The 934-nt window shown below is 40.8% G+C and carries 2 protein-coding genes; both read left to right on the plus strand.

The window, feature by feature from the left end:
• On the plus strand, positions 1-337 hold a 337-nt coding region (locus QGG57_06845), incomplete at its 5' end, for an AIM24 family protein (protein MDP7007881.1).
• Positions 338-451: 114 nt separating this feature from the next.
• On the plus strand, positions 452-934 hold a 483-nt coding region (locus tag QGG57_06850), incomplete at its 3' end, for a GTP-binding protein (protein ID MDP7007882.1).

The following is a 934-nucleotide window of genomic DNA, read 5'->3' on the forward strand; positions in this document are numbered from 1 at the left end:
TGCCTGGGGAGGGGAGGGTATGTTTCAAACCACTGTAAGTGGGAGTGGAACTGTGATTTACCAATCTGACGGGCCTGTTCAAGAAATAAATTTAGAGAATGATACATTGAGTGTAGATGGAAGTTTTGCTGTTGCAAGACAAGCCTCACTTGAATTTACAGTTGAAAAAGCAAGTAAAGGTTGGTTTGGAAGTGCAACTACTGGTGAAGGATTTCTTAATGTCATGAGAGGTACTGGAAAAGTTATGCTAGCTCCGGTTCCCAATAGAGATGTGAATCTAATAAGCCATATGAATGGTATTGGTGGAAGAATAATAAATTCCCTAAGAAGGAAGTGAAAATCCTAACTGAAAAATAACTCAATTATGGTCCTGAAATAGTGGTTTTGTCGAGGGAATCCTTTATTTACCCCCTATCCTGCCGACACATCCATCCCATGGAGGGAAACAACAATGGCTGCAAAACAACATTTGAATGTAGTATTCATCGGTCACGTCGACCACGGTAAATCTACCACAGTAGGTAGAGTACTTCTGGAAGGCGGTGCAATTGAACAGCACTTGATCGACAAATACAGGAAGGAAGCTGAAGAGCGTGGAAAAGCTGGTTTTGAACTAGCATATGTAATGGACAATCTGAAGGAAGAAAGAGAACGTGGTGTAACAATAGATGTTGCTCACAAAGAGTTCAAGACCGATACAAAACATTTCACAATTATAGACGCACCTGGACACAGAGATTTCGTAAAGAATATGATAACTGGAACATCTCAGGCTGATGCTGCAGTTCTGGTTGTCGCTGCAGATGATGGTATTGCTGCCCAGACCAAAGAGCACTTGTGGCTCTCAAAGGTTATGGGAATTGAACAAATGATTATCTCTGTAAACAAAATGGATATAACAAAACCTGCATATGATGAAGGTAGATTCAACGAA

Source organism: Candidatus Poseidoniia archaeon (assembly GCA_030748895.1).
GTDB lineage: Archaea > Thermoplasmatota > Poseidoniia > MGIII > CG-Epi1 > UBA8886.